Source organism: Amycolatopsis sp. NPDC023774 (assembly GCF_040639695.1).
GTDB lineage: Bacteria > Actinomycetota > Actinomycetes > Mycobacteriales > Pseudonocardiaceae > Amycolatopsis.
Genome location: NZ_JBFAAJ010000010.1, coordinates 38,350 through 52,545, shown reverse-complemented (window position 1 = coordinate 52,545; position 14,196 = coordinate 38,350). Strand labels below are relative to the sequence as shown.

General features: G+C 71.5%; 12 protein-coding genes. All 12 read right to left on the bottom strand.

All coding sequences use genetic code 11. From position 1 onward, the window contains the following. Positions 1-3: 3 nt before the first annotated feature. The 12 genes from AB0F91_RS21860 to pcaD all read right to left on the bottom strand — a co-directional run bounded on the left by AB0F91_RS21860 (position 4) and on the right by pcaD (position 14,171). Positions 4-1,299 (bottom strand): GGDEF domain-containing protein, encoded by a 1,296-nt coding sequence (locus AB0F91_RS21860; protein ID WP_360599845.1) that lies wholly within the window; start codon positions 1,297-1,299, stop codon positions 4-6. Between the two features lie 535 nt (positions 1,300-1,834). After that, complete coding sequence (locus AB0F91_RS21855; RefSeq protein ID WP_360599843.1) at positions 1,835-2,617, bottom strand: SRPBCC family protein; 783 nt, start codon at positions 2,615-2,617, stop codon at positions 1,835-1,837. 99 nt (positions 2,618-2,716) lie between these two features. Next, a complete protein-coding gene (locus AB0F91_RS21850) occupies positions 2,717-3,571 on the bottom strand; it encodes a xanthine dehydrogenase family protein subunit M (RefSeq protein ID WP_360599840.1) in 855 nt (284 codons plus the stop codon). Next, positions 3,568-6,006, bottom strand: coding sequence for a molybdopterin cofactor-binding domain-containing protein (locus AB0F91_RS21845; protein ID WP_360599838.1), 2,439 nt, complete (start codon positions 6,004-6,006; stop codon positions 3,568-3,570). Before AB0F91_RS21845 ends, AB0F91_RS21850 begins: the two co-directional genes overlap by 4 nt. Further along, positions 6,006-6,521, bottom strand: a complete 516-nt coding sequence (locus AB0F91_RS21840) for a (2Fe-2S)-binding protein (protein WP_360599836.1) — start codon at positions 6,519-6,521, stop codon at positions 6,006-6,008. Before AB0F91_RS21840 ends, AB0F91_RS21845 begins: the two co-directional genes overlap by 1 nt. Positions 6,522-6,997: 476 nt before the next feature. Next, positions 6,998-8,110, bottom strand: coding sequence for an XdhC/CoxI family protein (locus AB0F91_RS21835; RefSeq protein ID WP_360599834.1), 1,113 nt, complete (start codon positions 8,108-8,110; stop codon positions 6,998-7,000). Continuing rightward, a complete protein-coding gene (locus AB0F91_RS21830; RefSeq protein WP_360599832.1) occupies positions 8,103-9,218 on the bottom strand; it encodes a VWA domain-containing protein in 1,116 nt (371 codons plus the stop codon). The genes AB0F91_RS21835 and AB0F91_RS21830 overlap by 8 nt, the downstream gene beginning before the upstream one ends. Before the next feature lie 939 nt (positions 9,219-10,157). Then, the gene (locus tag AB0F91_RS21825; RefSeq protein WP_360599830.1) at positions 10,158-11,078 is read right to left on the bottom strand and encodes a MoxR family ATPase; all 921 of its coding nucleotides are present in this window, start codon (positions 11,076-11,078) and stop codon (positions 10,158-10,160) included. Further along, positions 11,075-11,674: a nucleotidyltransferase family protein gene (locus AB0F91_RS21820; RefSeq protein WP_360599828.1), complete on the bottom strand. Its 600-nt coding sequence runs from the start codon at positions 11,672-11,674 to the stop codon at positions 11,075-11,077. Before AB0F91_RS21820 ends, AB0F91_RS21825 begins: the two co-directional genes overlap by 4 nt. Positions 11,675-12,161: 487 nt before the next feature. Further along, entirely contained in the window at positions 12,162-12,968 is an 807-nt protein-coding gene (locus AB0F91_RS21815) for an IclR family transcriptional regulator C-terminal domain-containing protein (protein WP_360599825.1), read from the bottom strand. A gap of 10 nt (positions 12,969-12,978) precedes the next feature. Then, positions 12,979-13,392 carry a 4-carboxymuconolactone decarboxylase gene (pcaC, locus tag AB0F91_RS21810; protein WP_360599823.1) on the bottom strand — a complete coding sequence of 138 codons (414 nt, stop codon included), beginning with the start codon at positions 13,390-13,392 and terminating at the stop codon, positions 12,979-12,981. Further along, on the bottom strand, positions 13,392-14,171 hold the full coding sequence (gene pcaD / locus AB0F91_RS21805; RefSeq protein WP_360599821.1) for a 3-oxoadipate enol-lactonase: 780 nt from the start codon (positions 14,169-14,171) through the stop codon (positions 13,392-13,394). The genes pcaC and pcaD overlap by 1 nt, the downstream gene beginning before the upstream one ends. Positions 14,172-14,196 lie beyond the last annotated feature (25 nt).

Sequence of the window (14,196 nt, the reverse complement as noted above, 5' to 3'; positions counted from 1 at the left end):
GACTCACACGGCGACGCGGTTGCGTCCGGCGTCCTTGGCTCGGTAGAGGGCGGCGTCGGCCGAGCGCAGCACCTGGTCGAGCGTGTCACCCGCCTCGGGGTAGCCGGCGACGCCGACGGACACCGACAGGCCGCTGACCCGCACCGTCCCGCCGACCACCACGCTCAGCTCCCCCACCGCGACGCGCACGCGCTCGGCGATGGCGAGCACGGGCGTGCCGCCGGTGGCCGGCAACAGCACCACGAACTCCTCGCCGCCGAAGCGCCCGACGGTGTCGCTCTGGCGCACGGCGTCCGAGATCGCCACGGCGACGGCGGCGAGGACCTCGTCGCCGGTGAGGTGGCCGTAGGTGTCGTTGATGCGCTTGAAGTGGTCGAGGTCGATCATCAGGACGGCGAACTCGCTGCCGGGGCCCCTTCGCCGGGCGCGCGTGAACTCGCGGGTGGCGAGGTCGTGCCAGCCGGCGGTGTTGAGCAGCCCGGTCTTCTCGTCCGTGACTGCGGCGACCTGCAGCTGCTGCTTCAGAAGCAGGTAGCGGTGCAGGAGAAGCAGCGGCGCCACCACGAAGACGACGAGCACGGGTTGCGCCACGAGCGCGAGCGAGGCGAGGCCGCCGAGGCACAGTGTCGCGATCTCGAAGGCGTTGTCCTCCCACGTGCCGATGAGGTCCGCGGCCTGGCGGCTGCCCGTGTAGAGGTAGATCCCGGCGGCGACGAGCGCCATGTTGACCACCTCGAACACGGCCGCCGCCGCGACGAGGGCGAGCACGCCGTGCCACGTGTTGAGCGTCGCGTCGTTGAGATGGTCGATGGTGAGCACGGAGGACGCCGCGAAGCAGCTGAGCATCGCCCACGCCGTGCTCGCGAGGAACCGGTGCGCGGGCCGCGTGCGGACGCTGCGCCACACCCTCAGCCACAGGTGCAGGTAGAGGACCAGCGCCAGCAACGCGACCCAGGCCGGCGGCAGCAGGAAGGCGCCTGCGAGGTACCAGACGGAGGTGACGTTGATGTGCGTCTGGCCGCTCATCCACCGCCGTAGCCGCTCGCTCCGCCGCGACATCTCCGCCTGCGCGATGCCGAGCACAACGAGCGTCGCGAACCACCCGAGCTGGACCCGGCCGCCGAAATCGGTCGCGAACCCGACCGCCACGGCCGTGACGGCGGCGAGCTCACAAATCACGGCATACGCGATCCACCTCCGCCGCGCCGCCACCCACATCCCCCACCGCGACGGCAGGCCGTCCCACTCCCGCCACGCCGCCAGCGCACCCCGGACGCCCCGGGGACCCGCTCCCAGCATCGTGACGCCCCTTCGGCCGACGAGGTGGCCTAGAGTAGCCGGTCAACCCTCCGCCGTCGCCGGACCGGGGGAATTCCTGGAGGTCCTCTGCCCGGCGGGCATGGTTAGAGTAGAGCGGGTGGGCAATTTCCGGGTTGGGTGAGGCTGTGGCCGGGCGCTTGGCTGGGTTGCCAGTTCGGGCGGGCGCTGCGCCGACTTGCTTGCCCAACCGCTCGGCCGGGTGCTTCGCCAGGTTCTGGACCCCGGTTCGCCGAGCTCGCGGCCGGGTTCCGCGAGCCGCCGCCCTGATTGTCCACAGCCGAGCCGAGTTGTGGACAACCAAGCGCTCCGGGCGGCTTTCGCCAGGTTTTGTCGGGGTGGGCCGATAGAATGGACATGGGCACGCCCCCTGGGGAGGGCGGGGGTTTCGTCGTCCGGTGGGCGGCGGTGCAACCCCACGACACGCCGGTAGAGGCTTGCCGGCATGCCTGCCGCCCGGGAGGAGATCGCCGGCGGGTCCGCGGGGCGACCCCGCGGACCCGCCGGCGTCACCGAGTCAGCGGCGGCGCAGGGTCCGGATGATCATGAAGACCACGAACAGCACCGCGGCGCCCGCGGCGACCGGGATGAGGCGCTTGGCCACAGACCGGCCCGCGTAGTCCAGGAGGTCGATGGCTTCGGTTTCGCCGGTCGAGCCTTCGGAGGGGACGCTGCGGAGCTGGGGCTTCGGGGCCGATGAGCCGGCTTCGGCGCTGTCGGCGGCGGATTGTTCGGCGAGGTCGCCCTTCGCGGCCGCTTCGGCCGCCGGAGCGGCCGCAGTCGCCGGCTGCGTCGACACCGAGCCCGAGCCGGCGGACGCCGCGGCCGAACCGGACGCAGCACCCGCACCGGAGTCCGTTCGCAGTGATTCGGCCAGGTTGCCCGCGAAGGTGTCCAGCAGTTTCCCGCCCACCTCCGAGATCAGGCCGCGGCCGAACTGCGCCGGGCGGCCCGTGATGGCGATGTCGCTGGCCACGTCACCGTGGGTGCCACCGTCGTCGGTCGAGCTGAGGGTCACGGTCACAGTGGCCGCCGCGGTGCCGCCGCCGCGGGAGTCCTTGCCGGCGGCCTTGATGACGACCTTGCGGGTCGCTTCGTCCTTTTCGAGAAACTCGCCGGATCCCTTGTACAGCAGGGAAATCGGGCCCAGCTTGACCTTCACCGTGCCCGTGAAGGAGTCGCCCTCCACCTTGGTGAGCGCTGCCCCGGGCATGCACGGGGCGACGCGCTCGGGGTCGATGACGGCCTGCCAGACCTCCTCCAGAGGTGCGGGGACGGTGAATTCGTGGTCGAGCCGCACGGGCCGACCTCCTCTCCTTCGAACCGCAGAACCAAAAGCCAAGAACCGATGAGGCCCACCTTACGGCCGTGACGGCCGAAAGGTGGGCCTCGTCGACAATCAGGCTCCGACCGCAGCCGTCAGGGCACGGCCAGTGAGCACCCGCGCGAGGTGCTGTCGGTACTCGACGTCGGAGTTGCTGTCCGCTGTCGGGCTCGTGCCGTCGGCGGCGTGCGCGGCGGCCGCGCGGATCACGTCGACGTTGGCCGAAGCGCCCACCAGCGCCTGTTCCACGGCGACCGCGCGCACGGGCGTCGAGCCCATGTTCGTGAGCGCCACGCGGGCCTCCTCGATCACGCCGCCCTCGGTGCGGACGGTCGCCGCGACCGCGACCATCGACCACGCCTGCGCCACCCGGTTGAACTTCTCGTAGTGCGCGCCCCAGCCCGTGTGCTTGGGCAGCCGCACCTCCACGAGCAGTTCGTCGGGCGCCAGCGCCGTGGTGAAGAAGTCCTGGAAGAACTCCGCCGCCGCCACCGTACGACGCCCGCCGGGGCCGGCGATCACCAACGAGCCGTCCAATGCCAGGACCGGGGCCAGCAGGTCGCCCGCAGGGTCGGCGTGCGCGATGGAGCCGCCGAACGTGCCGCGGTGGCGCACCTGCGGGTCGGCCACGGTGTCGGTGGCCGCTTTGACCAGCGCGGCGTGCTCGGCGACCAGCGGGTCGCGCTGCACGTCGTAGTGCGTGGTCATCGCGCCGATCACGAGGTCGCCGCCGTCCTCGCGCACGCCGCGCAGCTCGGAGAGCTTGCGCAGGTCCACGAGCGTGGTCGGCGCGGCGAGGCGCATCCGCAGCACCGGCAGCAGGCTCTGCCCGCCCGCCAGCACCTTCGCGTCCTCGCCTGCCGCCGCGAGCGCCTGCACGGCTTCGTCCACACTGGACGGGGCCACGTACTCGAACGGGGCCGGGATCACTGGGCACCTCCGGAGGGGTCGATCGAACCGAGGCCGCCACCGGCCTCCGAGCCGGCTCCCCCGGCTGCCGTGGTTCCGTGCTGGATGGCGTGCCACACGCGCATCGGTGTCAACGGCATCTCGATATCGTTCACGCCGAAGTGGCGCACGGCGTCGATCACCGCGTTGACCACCGCCGGCGTCGAGGCGATCGTGCCGGCCTCGCCGACGCCCTTGGCGCCCAGCGGGTTCGTCGTCGACGGCGTCTCGGTGCGCGCCGTGGTGAACGAGGGCAGGTCGGCCGCCGACGGCAGCAGGTAGTCGGCGAACGTGCCCGTGGTGAGCGTGCCGCTCTCGTCGTGCACGGCCTCCTCGAACAGCGCCTGCGCGATACCCTGCGCGAGCCCGCCGTGCACCTGGCCCTCCACGATCAGCGGGTTCACCGCCACGCCGACGTCGTCCACGCACACGTACGAGCGCAGGTTGATGCGACCCGTCTCCGTGTCCACTTCGGCCGCGCACAGGTGCGTGCCGTGCGGGAACGAGAAGTTCTCCGGGTCGAACGTGGCGTCGGAGTCGAGTGACGGCTCGATCCCGTCCGGCAGGTCGTGCGCGGCGAACACGGCGAGCGCGACGTCCTGCAGCGTCGTCGACGAATCCGTGCCCTTCACGGTGAACTTGCCACCCGCGAACTCGAGGTCGTCCTCAGCACACTCGAGCATGTGCGCGGCGATCGGCTTGGCCTTCGCGATCACCTTCTCGGCGGCCTTGATGACGGCGATGCCGCCGACCACCAGCGAACGCGACCCGTAGGTGTCCATGCCCTTGTGCGAGGACTGCGTGTCGCCGTGCAGGATCTCGACATCCTCGAAGGGGACGCCCAGCTGGTCGGCCACGATCTGGCTCCACGCCGTCTCGTGCCCCTGGCCGTGCGCGGACGCGCCGCTGGTGACCTCGACCTTGCCGGTCGGCAGCATGCGCATCGACGCGTATTCCCAGCCACCGGCCCCGTAGTCCAGCGAGCCGAGCACCCGCGACGGCGCGAGACCGCACATCTCCGTGAAGGTGGAGATGCCGATGCCGAGCTGCACCGGGTCGTTCGATTCACGTCGCTGCGCCTGCTCGCGCCGCAGGCCGTCGTAGTCGAAGAGCTCCTTGGCCTTCGCGGTGGCCGCCTCGTAGTTGCCCGAGTCGTAGGTCAGCCCGGCCACCGTGGTGAACGGGAACTCCTCGTGCTTGATCCAGTTCTTCTCGCGCAGCTCCATCGGGTCCATGCCGAGCTCGTCGGCGAGCTCGTCCATGATCCGCTCGACCCCGAACGTCGCCTCCGGCCGCCCGGCACCGCGGTAGGCGTCGGTGATCGTCGTGGTGGTGAACACGTTCGTGCAGGCGAAGTGGTATGCCGGGAACTTGTAGATGGCGTTGAACATGAACGCGCCGAGGATCGGCACCCCCGGACCGACGAGCCCGTTGTAGGCGCCCATGTCGGCAAGCAGCTCGACCTTGAGCCCGGTGACGGTGCCGTCGGCGTTGGCGGAGATCGTGATGTCCTGGATCTGGTCGCGGCCGTGATGTGCGGTGACCATCGCCTCGGACCGGGACTCGTTCCACTTCACCGGCTTGCCGAGTTTCTGCGCGATCAGCACGGTCATCATCTCTTCCGGCAGCACACCGATCTTGCCGCCGAAACCGCCGCCGACGTCGGGGGCGATCACACGCAACTTGTGCTCCGGGAGACCCAGCGTCAGCGCCGTCATCACCCGCAGGATGTGCGGGATCTGCGTAGCCGACCACATCGTGATCTGCGCGCCCGTCGGGTCGACCACGCACGCGCGCGGCTCCATGAACGCCGGCACCAGCCGCTGCTGCCGGAAGCGGCGCTTGACCACGATCTCCGACGACGAGATGGCGTCGTCGATCTTGCCGCCGGTGCCCGCTTCACCCGAGTCGAAGACCCAGAACGCGTTCTTGTTGGTGCCGAGGTCCTCGTGCACGAGCGGCGCGCCCTCGGCGAGCGCGGCCTCCATGTCGAGGACCACGGGCAGCTCGTCGTACTCGACGTCGATCGCCTCGAGCGCGTCGTGGGCTTCGGCGGCGGTGCGGGCGGCGACCACCGCGATGCCTTCACCGGCGAAGTTGACCTGGCCGTCCGCCAGTACCGGCCGGCGCGGCGCCTTCATGTCCGGCGTGATCGGCCACGCGCACGGCATGCCGATCGAGCCGTCCGGGTCCAGGTCCTTCGCGGTGTAGACCGCGACGACACCGGGCGAGTCCTTGGCCGCCGAAACGTCCAGGGACACGATCTTCGCGTGCGCCATCGGGCTGCGCAGCACGGCGAGGTGCAGCATGCCCGGCAGCACGATGTTGTCGGTCCAGCGCGTGCGGCCGGTGATCAGCCGCTCATCTTCCTTGCGGAGACGGGATTTTCCGACTTCCGGCTCAATGGTCGCGGTCATCACTCACCACCCACGCCGACGTGCTTGATCTGCTCGGCCTCGGGTCCGGCGCCCGGGCTCATGTGCTGCGCGGCGTCGCGCACGGCGCGCACGATGTTCTGGTAGCCGGTGCAGCGGCAGAGGTTTCCTTCGAGGCCTTCGCGTACGGCCTCCTCGTCCGGATCGGGGTTGTCGGCCAGCAGGTCGATCGACGCCATGATCATGCCGGGCGTGCAGAACCCGCACTGCAGGGCGTGGTTGTCGCGGAACGCCTTCTGCACGGGGTGGAGCTGCCCGTCGCGGGCGAGCCCTTCGACGGTGGTGACCTCGCTGCCGTCGGCCTGGACGGCGAGCACGGAACAGGATTTCACGCTGTGGCCGTCGAGGTGGACGGTGCACGCGCCGCAGTTGCTGGTGTCGCAGCCGACGACCGTGCCCACTTTCCCGACGCGTTCCCGCAGGTAGTGGACAAGCAGTGTGCGGGGCTCCACCTCATCGGTGTACTTCGTGCCGTCGACGGTGACGGTGATGCGCATCAAAGGCCTCCAAGAGCAAATGCCCGCCTGGCCCGGGTGGGGCCGGCGGGCCGGTTCGGGAACGGCCAAGGTCGATCGTGATCGGCCTCACACGGGAGCCTGCTACTCCTTTCGCGCGCGGACAAGTCCCGATGTCGCACATCCCGGCCGCGCTCCCGCATCTGCACGCTTATGTGCGAGGCCATTCCGCAGATGCGGACCTCCGTTAGGGTGATTTTTCCACCCGGCGGCAAAACTCGCCCGGGCTTCAGGAGGACGGTTGCGGCATGGTCGACTTCCGCCTGGGCGTGGGGATTTCCGGTCATTCGCCCACCGCGCGCCGAGTCGCTTGCGGATTCCTCGTTGGCTCACCGCGGATTCAGCTCTGCAGCGGGACATTTACCGCAAGTGCGGTTATTTGCCGCAGCTATCTCTGCAGATGCGGGGTCATGAAGAAGTCCCGCACACTACGGGGTGCGGGACTTCTTGAAAAACGCTCAGTTGTGGATCCGGCCGGACAACGCGGCCAGTCGTCGTCCGGTGCCGCTCCAGCGCAGCGAAATGATCTCCGCCGCGATCGACACCGCGGTCTCCTCGGGCGTTCGTGCGCCCAGGTCCAGGCCGATCGGCGACGAAAGCCGTTCCAGCTCGGATTCCGTGATGCCGGCTTCGCGCAGGCGGGAGAACCGGTCGTCGTGGGTCTTGCGGGAGCCCATGGCGCCGACGTAGCCGACGTCGAGCCGCAGCGCGATTTCCAACAGCGGCACGTCGAACTTCGGGTCGTGCGTGAGCACGGCGATCGCGGTGCGGCTGTCGATGCGGCCGGCCTCGGCCTCGGCGGCGAGGTAGCGGTGGGGCCAGTCGACCACGACCTCGTGCGCGTCGGGGAAGCGGCTGCTGGTGGCGAACACGGGCCGCGCGTCGCACACCGTGACCTGGTAGCCGAGGTAGGCGCCCATGCGCGCCATGGCGGCAGCGAAGTCGATGGCGCCGAACACGAGCAGCCGCGGCGGCGGCTCGAACGAGTTCACAAACACCGCCATGCCCTCGCCGCGGCGCTGACCGTCCGGCCCGTAGCGCAGGGTGCCGGTGCGGCCGTTGGCCAGCAGGCCGCGCGCGTCGTCGACCACGGCATCGTCCATGCGCGACGAGCCGAGCGAACCCTCGACGCGGTCGGGCCACACGATCATGCGCTCGCCGATCAGCCCGGGCGCCTCGTGCTCGACGATCGTGACGATGGCGACGGGCTCGCCACTGCGCACCGAGGCCACGACCTGGTCCAGCTCCGGCATCGACTCGCGGTCGAGGTGCTCCACGTAGATGTCGATGATCCCGCCGCAGGTCAGGCCCACGGCGAAGGCGTCGTCGTCGGTCACGCCGTAGCGCTGCAGCACGGGCTTGCGGTCGGCGACCACTTCCTGGGCCAGCTCGTACACGGCACCCTCGACACACCCGCCGGACACGCTGCCGGCGACGGTGCCGTCCGGCGCCACCACCATTGACGCGCCCGGTGACCGCGGCGCCGACGAGAACGTGGCCACGACCGTGCCCAGGCCCACCGTCTCGCCCGCCAGCCAGCGGCGGTACACGTCGTCCAGTACGTCACGCATCGGCAATCTCCCCGAGCAGTCGTTCCAAAGTCGCCAGGCTGTGCCCGGCCAGCAAGCGGTCGATGTGGGGCAGGGCGGCCACAATGCCGGACTGAACCGGAGCGTACCCCTCCCGCCCCGCGTGCGGATTCACCCAGAATACGGCGTGCGCGAGCCGGCGCAGCCTGCCGAGCTGCTCGGACAGCAACGTCACGTCGCCGCGCTCCCAGCCGTCGGAGAACACGGTGACCACGGAGCGGCGCGCGATCCCGCGCTGTCCCCAGCGGTCGAGGAACACCCGCAGCGTCTCGCCGAGGCGTGTGCCACCGGCGAAATCGGGCACCGCGTTGCCGGCCGCGAGCATGGCCTGCTCCGGGTCGCGTTGCCGCAGCTGGCGCGACACCCGCGTCATGCGCGTGCCGAGCGTGAAGACCTCGACGCTCGACGGCGCGGACTTGGTGAGCACGTGGGCGAAGCGCAGCAACGCGTCGGCGTAGGGGCTCATCGAACCGGAGACGTCGATGAGCAGCACTGTTTTCCGCGGGCGAGTGCCGCGGCGGCTCCGGACGAGGCGCACGGGTTCGCCGCCGTCGGCGAGCATGGCGCGCAGCGTGCGGGCGGGGTCCAGCCGGCCGCGGTGGGCTGGGTGGCGGCGCGCGGCGCGGCGTCTGGGCGGAACCGGTTTGAGGGTGGCCAGGAGCTCGCGCAGGTGCTCGCGCTCGGTTTTGGTGAGCTCGGCGAGGTCGCGGTGGCGCAGCACTTCCTGATCACTCGCGGCGACTTTGAGGCTGTCGGGCGCTTCCTCGCCTTCGCCGCTGCCGCTGGTGTCGGAGGTCAGCGGCGCGATGCGGGCGCGCTTCTGCGCGGGAGCGGACTGAGTGCCGCGGCGCGTCTCGTCGCCTTCGAACCAGCGGGCGAAGGCTTCTTCGTAGCGCGGCAGGTCGTCAGGATCGGAGCACAGCGTGAGCCGGCCGGCCCAGTAGAGCTGCGTCCGCTCCGCGATGTCCACCTCCGCGACGGCCGCCAGGTACGCCTGCACGCGGCGCGCATCGCAGGCAACGCCCGCTTCGCGCAGAGCCGCCGCGAACCCGGCGAGCCCGGCCAGCGGATCGGCGACCTCGGTGTCCATGCCTCCATTGTGCAACGGTTTCGCCCGCGGCGTGGCTTTCGCTCATGACGCGAGCGCGCACGCCACCCCTCCCCCGGGACGACGCGCGCGCTCGGCGGCTCCGCGCAGCGACCGCCCAAGGTAGCGGGAGGGCGGGCGCGCGGAGACTTTCGGTGAAAGATCGGGAACTTCGCGTACTGGTGGCTCGGGCCCGGTTTTGCGCTTCAGTGGCGCGGCGGGCTCGGTCGCCGGTCGGCAGGGCCCGGTTCGGCGCCGGGGTTCGGTCCCGGGCTCGCTGCCGGGGTTCAGAGCCGGGTCGCGTGCCAGGTCAGCGCACGGGGAAGACCGCGGCTGCGCGATCGATCTCGGTCATCCGCACGGTCTTCCTCCTCTCGGCTGCGTCTGTCGCGGTGGTGGGAAAAGCATGGCTCGCGGGCGGTGTTCCGGTCAACGCAATGACCGTTTCGTCCACTGTGGACGAATCGAGCGCGGGCAGGGCTGCCCGACGTTCCCGGAGCAGCGGCCGCACGGAACGGCCCTGTGCGCCTCGCGCGTGCACCACCACGCGGCGCCATTCACCGCGGTCGACTGCTTCGGCGCCGCTCGAACACTGGGCCGGGCGCTCAGCGTTCGGGCAGGGCAGGAGAGCAGCTTCGCGTTCGCGGAACGCGCGCTACTCGCTTCGCGCGAGCATCACCACTCCCCCGGCAGGCGTCGGGTGCTGCGCCGAGGCAGTCGGCACCGGACGCGGCAAGAGAAAGCAACGCGCTCGCGGAACACCGGCCCCGCTGAAAGCCACTGCCTCGCCTTGCAAGAGCACCGCTACGCGGCGCCACTCACCGCCGCGGACGGCCTCGGCGCTGGTCGAACGCCGCGCCGCGCACCAGCGAGCGGCGGTGGCAAGGTGCGACCGTGCGCGAGCCGGTACCGCCGCGCGGCCGAGCGCGGAGGCGAGCGGCGTCAGGAGAACAGCGTGTCCAGTTTGGCGCGCACGCGGTCCATGTCCTCGCTGTACTTGAGGACCGCGCCGAGGGTGCGGGCGGCGGTGGCGGCGTCGAGCTCGTCGCGGTCGAGGGCGAGGAGGGCGCGGGCCCAGTCGAGGGATTCGGCGACGCCCGGGGGTTTGAGCAGGTCCATGGCGCGGAGGCGGTGGACGGCGTCGGCGACCTGGCGGGCGAGGGTTTCGCCGATGCCGGGGATGCGGCGGCGCAGGATGGTGATCTCGCGGGCGAGGTCGGGGTGCTCGAGCCAGTGGTAGAGGCAGCGGCGCTTGAGGGCATCGTGGACCTCGCGCGTGCGGTTGGAGGTGAGCACGACGAGCGGCGGCTGCTCGGCGCGGACCTCGCCGTACTCGGGGATGGTGACGGTGTACTCGTCGAGCAACTGCAGCAGGAAGGCTTCGAACTCGTCGTCGGCGCGGTCGATCTCGTCGACGAGCAGCACGCACGGCGCGGTGGTCAGGGCCTGCAGCAGCGGGCGCGCGAGCAGGAAGCGCTCGGTGTAGAGCGAGCGCTCGGCGGTCTCGGCGTCGAGGCGGCCTCCGTCGGCCGCTTCGAGGGCGCGCAGGTGCAGGAGCTGGCGGGGGAAGTCCCATTCGTAGAGGGCCTGCGCGGCGTCGATGCCCTCGTGGCACTGCAAGCGCACGAGCGGCAGGTCGAGCGCGGCCGAGAGGGCCAGCGCCAGCGACGTCTTGCCCGTCCCCGGTTCGCCTTCGCAGAACAACGGCCGCCGCAGGCGCAGGGCGAGGAACCCGGCTGTCGCCAGTCCCTCGTCGGCGAGGTACCCGGTGGCGTCGAGCGCGGCGGTGAGCTCTTCGGGCGAAACGAGGGACTCGGTCACGCTCCCGATCGTAGGGCTCCCGGGCGTGGTTGCGCCGGTCATCCCGCCGCCTTCGGGGTCCGCCCCAGGTCAGCGGGCCGGTCGACGTCCTGGCCGCTGCCCAGATCCCCGCACTCGACCAGCACGACGTCCTCCCGGCCCCGCAACCAGTCCCGCGCCCCGCGGTCCCCCTGCGCCGACGCGGCGACCTCGCCCCACCACCGCCGCCCGAACAGCACGGGATGCCCGGGCACGCCGTCGTAAGCGGCCCGGACAACAGCCGTCGGCGACGCCTTCGCGACCACCCGCGCCAACGCCGCCGCCGGCACCCACGGCAGGTCCACCAGATGCACGAGCACCGCCACGGGGGCACTGTCGGCGCCGTCCGGGAACTGCGCGGCGAGCACCGCCAGCCCCGCCTTCAGAGACGCACCCATGCCGCCTTCCCAGCCCTCGGCGTAGATCGCCTGGCCCGGGTCGGGCAGCAGTTTCACCACGTCCTCGGCCGCTGCCCCGACCGCCACGCGCACCGGGCCGCAGCCGGCGTCGGTCAACGTCCGCAACGCCCGCCGCACCAACGGTTCCCCGTCCAGCTCGACCAGCGCCTTCGGCCCCCCGAACCGCCGCCCCGCCCCGGCGGCGAGCAGCAGCCCGGCCACGCGTGGAGCCGCACCGGTACCGGGGCCGGCCGGCGCGGCCCCCGGGTCGCCGCTCGCAGCGGTTGCCCGGTCGGTCGGCAGGCTTTCCGACGACTCGGTCGAGCCACCGGCTGCCGCAGCCGAGCCCGCGGCCCGCTGATGCGACGCCGAGGTCGTTTGCTGCCCGCTCACAGCCGCACCGGCGCCGGGCCCGCCGGCAGCGGACTTCGCCGCCTCGGCATTCGCGGTGGCCACTCCCGGCCCTGCGGTCACGAGTGCCCGAACCGCACCGGGTCCACCCGGCGCGACCTCGGAGTCGGTGCGCTCAGCAACCGGGCCTGCCGGGTCACTTCGTGCGGAGTCGGCCTGCTCGTGGCCTGCGGTGGCACCCGGCCGGCCGAAAGTGGAGTCGGTCGGCGCCGCGGCCGGGGCAGTAGTGAGCAGCTCAGCCACAGGCGACCAGCCCGACACACGAGCCGGCACCGCGGCCGGGACAGCAGTAAGCAGCTCAGCCACGGGCTGCCTGCGCGGGGCTCGAGCCGGCCAGGTCGGCGGCGATGGCTTGGGCCGTGTCCAGCAGGGGCGGGACCAGATCTTCGCGGACGGAGTGGGCGGGGGTGCGGCTGGCGTGCGTGGAGATGTTCACGGCGGCGACCGCGCGGCCCTGGCGGTTGCGAATCGGCGCGGCGACCGAGCGCAGGCCCTCCTCGAGCTCCTGGTCGACCATGGCCCAGCCCTGCTCGGCGACCTGCGCGAGCTCGGCCTCGAGGGCGGCGCGGTCGGTGAGGGTGTGAGACGTGAGGCGGTCGAGCTCGGTGATCATGAAGTACGCCTCGAGCTCGACCGGCGTCATGTCGGCGAGCAGCACGTGACCCATGGACGTCGCGTAGGCCGGGAACCTCGTGCCGACGTTGATGCTCACCGTCATGATGCGCGAAACCGCCACGCGCGCGACGTAGACGATGTCCGGCGGCTCCAGCACCGACACGGAGCTGGATTCCCGCACCTGCGCGGAGAGCCGCTCCAGGTGTGGCTGCGCGACCTCCGACAGCGACAGGCTCGACAGGTACGCGTACCCCAGGTCGAGCACGCGCGCAGTCAGCGAGAAGTACTTGCCGTCGGTGCGGACGTAACCGAGATCCACGAGCGTCAGCAGGAACCGGCGCGCGGCGGCGCGCGTGAGGCCCGTGATCCGCGCGACGTCGCTGAGCGTCGGGTGCGGCGCCTGGGCACTGAAGGCCTTGATCACCGCCAGCCCGCGCTCCAGCGACTGCACGTGGTGCGCGCCGCGTTCGGCCGGTTCGTCGGAGTCCATGCCGCGAACCCTATCCGGCGTCGGGGACCTGCGCGGTGGGCTCGCCCAGTTCGGCCAGCGTGCGCTGGGCGATGGCCATCGCCGTGTTCGCCGCGGGCACACCGGCATACACGCCGGTGTGCATCAGGACCTCGCGGATCTCCGCGGCGGTGAGGCCGTTGCGGATGGCCGCGCGCACGTGCATGGCCAGCTCGTCGTGGCAGTGCAACGCGGTGAGCGCGGCCAGCGTGATGCAGCTGCGCGTCTTGCGGTCCAGGCCGTCGCGCGTCCAGATCGAGCCCCACGCCGCTTCGGTGATGTACTCCTGGAACGGCTTGCTGAACTCCGTGGTCCGGGCCACTGACCGGTCCACGTGCTCGTCGCCCAGCACCTCGCGGCGCACCTTCATGCCCGCGTCGAAACGTTCGCCCGGAACGTCGACCATCACACTGCCTCCGTGATCTGCTCGAGGATCAGCCGCGTGAACTCCGCCGGCTGCTCGTAGTTGCCCAGGTGCGCAGCCGAGGCGACGACCTCGAAGCGCGCGCCCGGGATGCCTTTCGCGATGAGCTTGCCGTGGGGGTCGGGCGGGGTCGCGGGATCGTCGGCGCCGGAGATCACCAGCGTCGGAGTGGTGATCTTCGGCAGGTCGGCCAGCTGGTCCATCCGCTCGATCACGCCGCAGCAGGCCGCATACCCCTCGTCCGGGCAGTCGGTCATCATCCCGCGCAGGAACGCCACCTCATCCGGGTGCGACTGCGCGTACGCCGGCGTGACCCAGCGCCCCACCCCGGCCTCGGCGACGGCGCCGGTGCCCTCGGCCCGCACCAGCTTCGCGCGGTCGGCCCACATCTGCGCGGGGCCGAGCTTCGCCGACGTGCAGCACAACGTCAGGCTCCGCAGCCGCTCGGCCGCGTGCACGCCCAGCCACAGCCCGGTCATCCCGCCGAGCGAAAGCCCGACGAGGTGCGCCCGCTCCACACCCAGGTCGTCCAGCAGCGCCAGCACGTCACCGCCCAGGTCGGCCAGGTCGTACGGACCGTCCGGCACGGGCGAAGCGCCGTGGCCGCGCGTGTCGTACCGCACGACCCGGTAGCCGCGCTCGACGAGCGGCGCCACCTGCGGCTCCCACATGCGGAGGTCGCTGCCGATCGAGTTGGAGAACACCACCACCGGGCCGTCGTCGCGACCCTCGACGACCCGGTGCACCGCCACGCCGCTCACGCCTGTACCTCCAAAGTGGACAGTG

Coding starts and splice junctions, on each gene's coding strand:
- AB0F91_RS21815 (WP_360599825.1), bottom strand. CDS start 12,968: ATGGACTCCGACGAACCGGCCGAACGCGGCGCGCACCACGTGCAGTCG.
- AB0F91_RS21860 (WP_360599845.1), bottom strand. CDS start 1,299: ATGCTGGGAGCGGGTCCCCGGGGCGTCCGGGGTGCGCTGGCGGCGTGG.
- pcaC (WP_360599823.1), bottom strand. CDS start 13,392: ATGGTCGACGTTCCGGGCGAACGTTTCGACGCGGGCATGAAGGTGCGC.
- AB0F91_RS21835 (WP_360599834.1), bottom strand. CDS start 8,110: ATGCGTGACGTACTGGACGACGTGTACCGCCGCTGGCTGGCGGGCGAG.
- AB0F91_RS21825 (WP_360599830.1), bottom strand. CDS start 11,078: ATGACCGGCGCAACCACGCCCGGGAGCCCTACGATCGGGAGCGTGACC.
- AB0F91_RS21830 (WP_360599832.1), bottom strand. CDS start 9,218: ATGGACACCGAGGTCGCCGATCCGCTGGCCGGGCTCGCCGGGTTCGCG.
- AB0F91_RS21845 (WP_360599838.1), bottom strand. CDS start 6,006: ATGACCGCGACCATTGAGCCGGAAGTCGGAAAATCCCGTCTCCGCAAG.
- AB0F91_RS21840 (WP_360599836.1), bottom strand. CDS start 6,521: ATGCGCATCACCGTCACCGTCGACGGCACGAAGTACACCGATGAGGTG.